The sequence below is a fragment of the Streptomyces sp. NPDC002138 genome (assembly GCF_040296485.1).
GTDB lineage: Bacteria > Actinomycetota > Actinomycetes > Streptomycetales > Streptomycetaceae > Streptomyces.
The window spans coordinates 84,648-90,986 of record NZ_JBEOXE010000031.1 but is presented as its reverse complement, the minus strand read 5'-3'; the positions used below and the strand labels follow the sequence as shown (position 1 = coordinate 90,986).

General features: G+C 70.8%; 5 protein-coding genes and 2 pseudogenes. 5 read left to right on the top strand and 2 right to left on the bottom strand.

Going from position 1 to position 6,339, the window contains the following annotated elements; genetic code table 11:
* Window positions 1-93: 93 nt before the first annotated feature.
* The 3 genes and pseudogenes from ABT084_RS21285 to ABT084_RS21275 form a co-directional block, all read left to right on the top strand.
* Window positions 94-606 (top strand): annotated as a pseudogene (locus tag ABT084_RS21285) (phosphoketolase family protein); the annotation flags it as partial.
* A gap of 111 nt (window positions 607-717) precedes the next feature.
* The gene (locus ABT084_RS21280; RefSeq protein WP_351046080.1) at window positions 718-1,203 is read left to right on the top strand and encodes a cyclic nucleotide-binding domain-containing protein; all 486 of its coding nucleotides are present in this window, start codon (window positions 718-720) and stop codon (window positions 1,201-1,203) included.
* Between the two features lie 44 nt (window positions 1,204-1,247).
* On the top strand, window positions 1,248-1,937 hold the full coding sequence (locus tag ABT084_RS21275; RefSeq protein ID WP_351046078.1) for a response regulator: 690 nt from the start codon (window positions 1,248-1,250) through the stop codon (window positions 1,935-1,937).
* A gap of 8 nt (window positions 1,938-1,945) precedes the next feature.
* Here ABT084_RS21275 and ABT084_RS21270 read toward each other — a convergent pair whose 3' ends face one another.
* Window positions 1,946-3,661, bottom strand: a complete 1,716-nt coding sequence (locus ABT084_RS21270) for a sensor histidine kinase (protein ID WP_351046076.1) — start codon at window positions 3,659-3,661, stop codon at window positions 1,946-1,948.
* A 200-nt stretch (window positions 3,662-3,861) separates the two neighbouring features.
* Here ABT084_RS21270 and ABT084_RS21265 point away from each other — a divergent pair, with 200 nt between their 5' ends.
* A complete protein-coding gene (locus ABT084_RS21265; protein ID WP_351046073.1) occupies window positions 3,862-4,485 on the top strand; it encodes a CBS domain-containing protein in 624 nt (207 codons plus the stop codon).
* Window positions 4,486-4,700: 215 nt separating this feature from the next.
* The gene (locus ABT084_RS21260; RefSeq protein WP_351046071.1) at window positions 4,701-5,564 is read left to right on the top strand and encodes a slipin family protein; all 864 of its coding nucleotides are present in this window, start codon (window positions 4,701-4,703) and stop codon (window positions 5,562-5,564) included.
* 115 nt (window positions 5,565-5,679) lie between these two features.
* Here the strand turns inward: ABT084_RS21260 and ABT084_RS21255 are convergent.
* A pseudogene (locus ABT084_RS21255) lies at window positions 5,680-6,330 on the bottom strand (zinc-binding dehydrogenase); the annotation flags it as partial.
* Window positions 6,331-6,339: the final 9 nt, after the last annotated feature.

Sequence of the window (6,339 nt, the reverse complement as noted above, 5' to 3'; positions counted from 1 at the left end):
CCGTGTACTGGACGTACTCGGGTTTTCGGTCGGTGCGGCGAGAGCGCGTGCCGGGCGCCGCGACGCCGCGGACATCCGTCAGACACCCCCTAGCTGCCCCCGGACGCCAACACCTTCCTCGCGGTGGCCGATCACGCTCTGCGCAGCCGGGACCTCCCGGAGCTGGCCGTGCGGGTGGTCGACGTCGTCGACATCGCCCGCCTGATGCCACGGGCAGAGCATCCGCACGGGATGACCGGCACGGAGTACGACGCGCTCTTCACCACCGACAGGCCGGTCGTCTTCGCCTACCGCGGCTATCCGTGGCTGATCCACCGCCTCGCGTACCGCCGGACCGGCCATCCGAACCTGCACGTGCGCGGCTACAAGGAGTCCGGTACGACCACCACTCCCTTCGACATGGTGGTGCGCAACGACCTCGACCGGTACCGGCTCGTCATGGACGTCATCGACCGCGTCCCGGGACTCGCCGGCCGAGCGGCGGCGCTGCGCCAGAGCATGTCCGACCAGCGGATCCGCCATCACGACTGGATCCGCCGTCACGACTGGATCCGCCATCACGGAACCGACCTGCCGGAGGTCGACGACTGGTCCTGGCCCTACTGATCGCCCCGCGGCAGGCACGGGGGCCGCACGGGTCCGGGAAGGTACCGAACGGCCCTTTCCGGGCCGCCGCCACCGGCGGAGGCTGGAGGTGGACCCGAACGGAGAACCGCCATGAGCACCTCATCCCTGCACCGGCTCACATCCTCCCCCGACCGCTTCACCCGAGCCCTGTCCGAGGAGCAGCGCGGCAGCCTGCTGGCCCTCGCCCACGACGCGAACTTTCCCGCCGGCGCGCGCCTGTTCAACCAGGGCGGGCACGCCGGCCGGTTCTGGGTCATCCGGTCGGGCAGCGTCGGCATGGACGTACACGTACCCGGTCGGCAGGCCGCGGTGGTCGAGACGGTCGGTCCCGGCGAGCTCGTCGGCTGGTCCTGGCTGTTCCGTCCCTACACCTGGCACTTCGGCGCCGAGGCCAGGACGCCGGTGCGCACCGACGAATTCGACGCCGCCGCCGTGCGCGCGCTGATGGATGCCGACCCCGCGCTCGCCTCCGCGATGTGGCACTGGGTGGGTCAGGTGCTCGTGCACCGGCTCGTCTCCGCCCAGATCCGGCTCCTCGACCTGTACGCGCCCCACGGCAGCGGGAGCACCATCTGAGACGATTGACCCCAGACGTATCCCGAGCCGAGGGTGTGGCGTGGATGTCCGATGCACCGGTTGCCGCCCCGATGCCCACCCGGGTGTTCCTCCTCGACGACCACGAGGTCGTCCGCCGGGGGCTGCACGATCTCCTGGACGCCGAGCCCGACATCGAGGTGGTCGGCGAGGCCGCCACGGCAGCGCAGGCCCTGGCCCGGGGGCCCGCCCTGCGGCCCGATGTCGCGGTGCTCGATGTCCGGCTGCCCGACAGCGACGGCATCACCGTCTGCCGCGAACTGCGCTCGCGCATGCCGGAACTCGCCTGCCTCATGCTGACGTCCTTCGACGACGAGGACGCACTGCTCGACGCGATCATGGCCGGCGCCGCCGGATACGTCCTGAAGCAGATCAGGGGCTCGGATCTGGTCGCCGCCGTCCGGACGGTGGCGACGGGGCAGTCGATGCTCGACCCGGCGACGACGGCGCGCCTGATGCGTTCCCTACGGGACCCCACCGCCGGGAAACCGGTTGAGGATCAGCGGCTGTCGGTGCTCTCCGATCGGGAGCGCGCCGTACTGGAACTCGTCGGCGAGGGCCTCACCAACCGGCAGATCGGCAAACGCCTTTTCCTCTCCGAGAAGACGGTCAAGAACCACATCTCCCGGTTGCTCGCCAAGCTGGGGGTCGAGCGCCGCGTCCAAGCAGCAGTGATCGCCGCCGAGGTGCGCGAGCACGACGAATCGGGCCGCTGAGCGGTCGCTCACCCGGGAGGGCCGAGCGGGATCCGCCAGTCCAGGCGGGTTCCGCCGCCGTCCGGGCGCGGCGTGACGGACAGCGCGCCCCCGCGAGCCTCGGCCCGCTCCGCGAGGTTGCGCAGACCGCTCCGACGGACGCCGTACGCGACACCCACACCGTCATCACTCACCGTCACGCCGAGCACGCCCTCCGCCACGATGATGGAAACCTCCGCCCGCGCCGCTCGCGCGTGCCGCGCCACATTGGTGAGGGCCTCGCCGAGGACGGCGGCCACGTCGTCGGCGACCGGGGTGGGCACGTCGGTGTCGATCAGCCCTTCCATGCGCAGGGCGGGAGCGAAGCCGAGCAATGCCGCCGCCTCACCCACGGCGCGCACCACGCGGACCCGGAGCCCCGGCGGCCGGGCCGCCGCCTCGTGGTCGCGGAGTCCGAAGATGGTCGAACGGATGATCTTGATCGTCTCGTCCAGGTCGTCGATCGACCGGCTCAGCCGCTCGGACGCCTCGGGTTGCTCCACGAAGCGCTGGGCACTCTGGAGGGTCATCCCGGTCGCGAAGAGCCGCTGGATCGCGAGGTCATGCAGGTCGCGGGCGATCCTGTCGTGGTCCGCGAGGAGGCTGACCCGCTCGGTGTCGCGGCGCCGGTCGGCCAGTTCCAGCGCCAGGGCGGCCTGCCCGGCGAAACCGGGCAGGGGCGCGACCTCGGCCGCGGCGAACGCCGGCCGCCCGGTCCGCCGCGCCAGCATCAGCACACCCCGCAGCTTCGCCCTGGTGCCCACCGTGACCGCCGCGGCCGGCCCGAAGCCCGTCCAGACGTCCGGCTGCGCCGCGACCCGGACATCGGTGGCAACATCCGCGAAGGTGATCAGGCCGCCCCGCGCCATGACGAGCCCGGCCAGGATCCCCTCACTGCCCGGCAGGACGACCCCCCGGTGCGCTTCGGCGCCCTCCCCCAGGGCCAGCGAACCATGCAGCTCGCCGCTGGGCCCCACCTGGTAGAAGACGCACATCTCGGCCGAGATGATGTCCCGGGCCCGCTCCAGCATGCCCTCCAGCACCTTGATCTCGGAGGAGCCCGACAACAGCGCGCTCGTGAAGTCGGAGCTCGCGGCCAGCCAGCACTCCCGGAGCCGGACCTCCTCGTACCGACGGGCGTTGTCCACGGCAACACCCGCGGCGACCGCGAGGGTGGACAGAACCCCTTCGTCCTCGGCGTTGAAGTCCTTCCCGCCCCGCTTCTCGGTCAGGTACAGGTTGCCGAACACCTCGTCCCGGACCCGGATCGGTACACCGAGGAACGAACGCATCGGCGGGTGGTGATCCGGAAACCCGGCGGAGGCCACATGCTCCGAGAGGTCTCCCAAGCGCAGTGGCCGCGGGTGTCTGATCAGCTCGCCCAGCAGTCCGTGGCCGGTGGGAAGGGCTCCGATCCGCGCCCGGAGCTGGTCACTGATGCCCACCGGGATGAATTCGGCGAGTCGCTCGTCGTCCCCCACCACGCCCAGCGCACCGTACTCCGCGTCCACGAGGACGACCGCGGCCTCCACGATCCCGCGCAGCACCTGGGCCAGGTCCAGCTCCTGCCCCACCGCCATGACCGCCTCGAGCAGCCCGGTCAACCGGTCGCGGGTACCGCGCGCTTCCGCGATCTGTGCCTTGAGCGCGTCCAGCCTCAGCTGCGGAATGCCGCTCGCCGCCGCATCGCGATCGTCCCCGACCATGGACACCTCCGGCGCCGTCGAGGGGCTCCGCGCACCCGCCCCGCTCCTTCAGCGTAGTCCCGGGCGCACACCGCCGGGGCCGGTCAGTCCTGGCACAGGACCGTTCGGCCCTCGCGCCGCGGGCGAGCCACGGTGGATGGTGGCTGGTGAGGCGCTCCGCACGGTGCGTCCGCCGGATGACGCTGACAGGAGGACCGCACATGAGGCACGCCGAAGTCGGCTTCCTGATGACCGACGAGGTCGTCTCGGTCATCGGGCGGACTCCGTCCGCGGACGTGTCCGCGCTGCTCGTCGAACACGACATCAGCGGAGTGCCGGTCCTGGATGAGGACGACCGCGTCATCGGGCTCGTCTCGCGGACCGACCTTCTCGCCCTCGGCCACCTGAACGCCCGGGAACTCATGTCAGCGCCGGCCGTGACCGTTCATGCCGAGCTGAGCGTCGCGGAGACCGCCCGCCTGATGACCCGGCGCGGCGTGGAGAGGCTTCCCGTCGTCGACGAAGAGGACCGCCTGGTCGGCATCGTGACCCGACGGGACCTGCTCCGTGTGTTCCTGCGCCCGGACCACGAGATACGCCGCTGTCTGATCGAGGACGTGCTCGGCGAGACCATGGGGATCGGCTCCGACTCGGTGGACGTGCACGTCCTGGACGGGGTCGTCACCCTGGACGGCCGACTGGCGAGGGGCAGCCAGATTCCCGTCGCCCTGCGGCTGGCCCGGCAGGTGGACGGAGTCGTCGCGGTGACCGACCGGCTCACCGCCCGGTTCGACGATTCCCGCCTCACCCCGACGGATCGCAGCACCAAGAGCGTCCCCCGGTGACCGAACGGGCCCGGCGGACAAGCCTCGGGAAACGTGGACCGTTCGGCCCCTGCCCCGCCGGCCGGGACAGAGCGACCCTGGAGAAAGGCAGGCTCGCGGCACCAAGCCGTACAGGTGCGCAGCCCTGCGACGGATCCGGGTCATCCCTCCTTGCTCCGCCACACGATTCGGGACCTCGCCCCCGGGGCGCGGTCCTCTCCGGGAGGAGCACCACCATGGGAGTTCTGATCGTTCTCCTGATCGTCTTCGCACTTCTCGTCCTGCTCGTACTCGCCATGGCGGTCAAGGTCGTCAAGCAGTACGAGCAGGGTGTGCTGTTCCGGTTCGGCCGGCTCGTCGGCACCCGTGCGCCGGGCCTACGGGTCATCGTTCCGTTCGCGGACGTCCTGCACCGGGTGTCGTTGCGGATCGTCACCATGCCCATCCAGTCCCAGGGCATCATCACCCGGGACAACGTCAGCGTCGACGTCTCCGCGGTCGCCTACTTCCGCGTCGTGGACGTCGTGAAGTCGGTCATCGCGATCGAGAACGTGGGCACCGCCATCAACCAGATCGCACAGACCACCCTGCGCAAGGTCGTCGGCCAGCACACCCTCGACGAGACCCTGTCGGAGACCGACCGCATCAACATGGGCATCCGGGAGATCCTCGATGTCACCACCGCCGAATGGGGCGTTGAGGTCACCCTGGTCGAACTGAAGGACATCCAGCTCCCCGACAGCATGAAACGGGCGATGGCCCGCCAGGCCGAGGCCGAGCGGGAGAAGAGGGCGAAGATCATCAACGCGGAGGGCGAGTCGCTGGCCGCCGCCGCACTCGGCGACGCCTCCGACACCATGATGGCCCACCCCCTCGCCCTCCAACTGCGCAACCTGCAGAGCCTCGTGGAGATCGGCGTCGACAAGAACACCACCGTGGTCTTCCCCGCACCGCTGATGAGCACCATCGGCGAACTCGGCTCCTTCCTCGCCCGCGAGACCGCGGCTGCGACGCTCCGGACACCGGCTGCGGCAGAGATCACCACGCCGCTTCCCAGCCCGTCCCCGCCGAACGGAGCGCGAGCGGTCAGGACCGTGTGATCGAAAATACCCGTGATCCTGCCGCCGAAGGTCACGTGTCCCGGGCCGGGGGGCGAACCCGGACGGGGCCGGACGGTCCCCTCGACGCCATCGGCGGCCTGGCACACCGAGGCCGTCACGCCTTCTGGACGCGCGACGGGTTGGACACGGCCACGTCGTCATGGCGCGGTCCGCCCAGCACGATCTTCAGCGCACCGGTCTCACCGGCATGCGAGAACACCTCGTACGCCTATTCCATCTGCGCCCACTCGAAATGATGGGTGATCAGCGATGCCACCGGCAGCCTGCCCGCTGCCAGCATGCGCAGCAGCATAGGCGTGGAGCTGGTGTCCACGAGCCCGGTGGTGAGGGTGATGTCCTTGATCCACAGGTGTTCGAGGTGCAGGGTCGCCGGCTTGCCGTGGACGCCGATGTTCGCTACCCGGCCGCCCGGACGGACCATGCGGGTGCACATCTCGAAGGACTCGGGCACCCCGACGGCCTCCATGACGACATCGGCGCCGAGCCCGTCGGTCAGGTCGTCCACGAGCCGTTCCGGTTCCTCGGCGGCGTTCACGACCGCGTCCGCGCCCAGCTCCCGGGCCTTCGCCAGCCGGGAGGGCGCGAGGTCGACGGCGATCACGCGGGCCGGCGAGAAGAGCCGGGCCGTGGCGATGGCCGCGAGCCCCACGGGGCCCGCGCCGACCACGACGACGGTGTCCCCGGGCCGCACGGTGCCGTTCAGCACTCCCACTTCGTAGGCGGTGGGGAAGATGTCGGCCAGCAGGGTCATGGC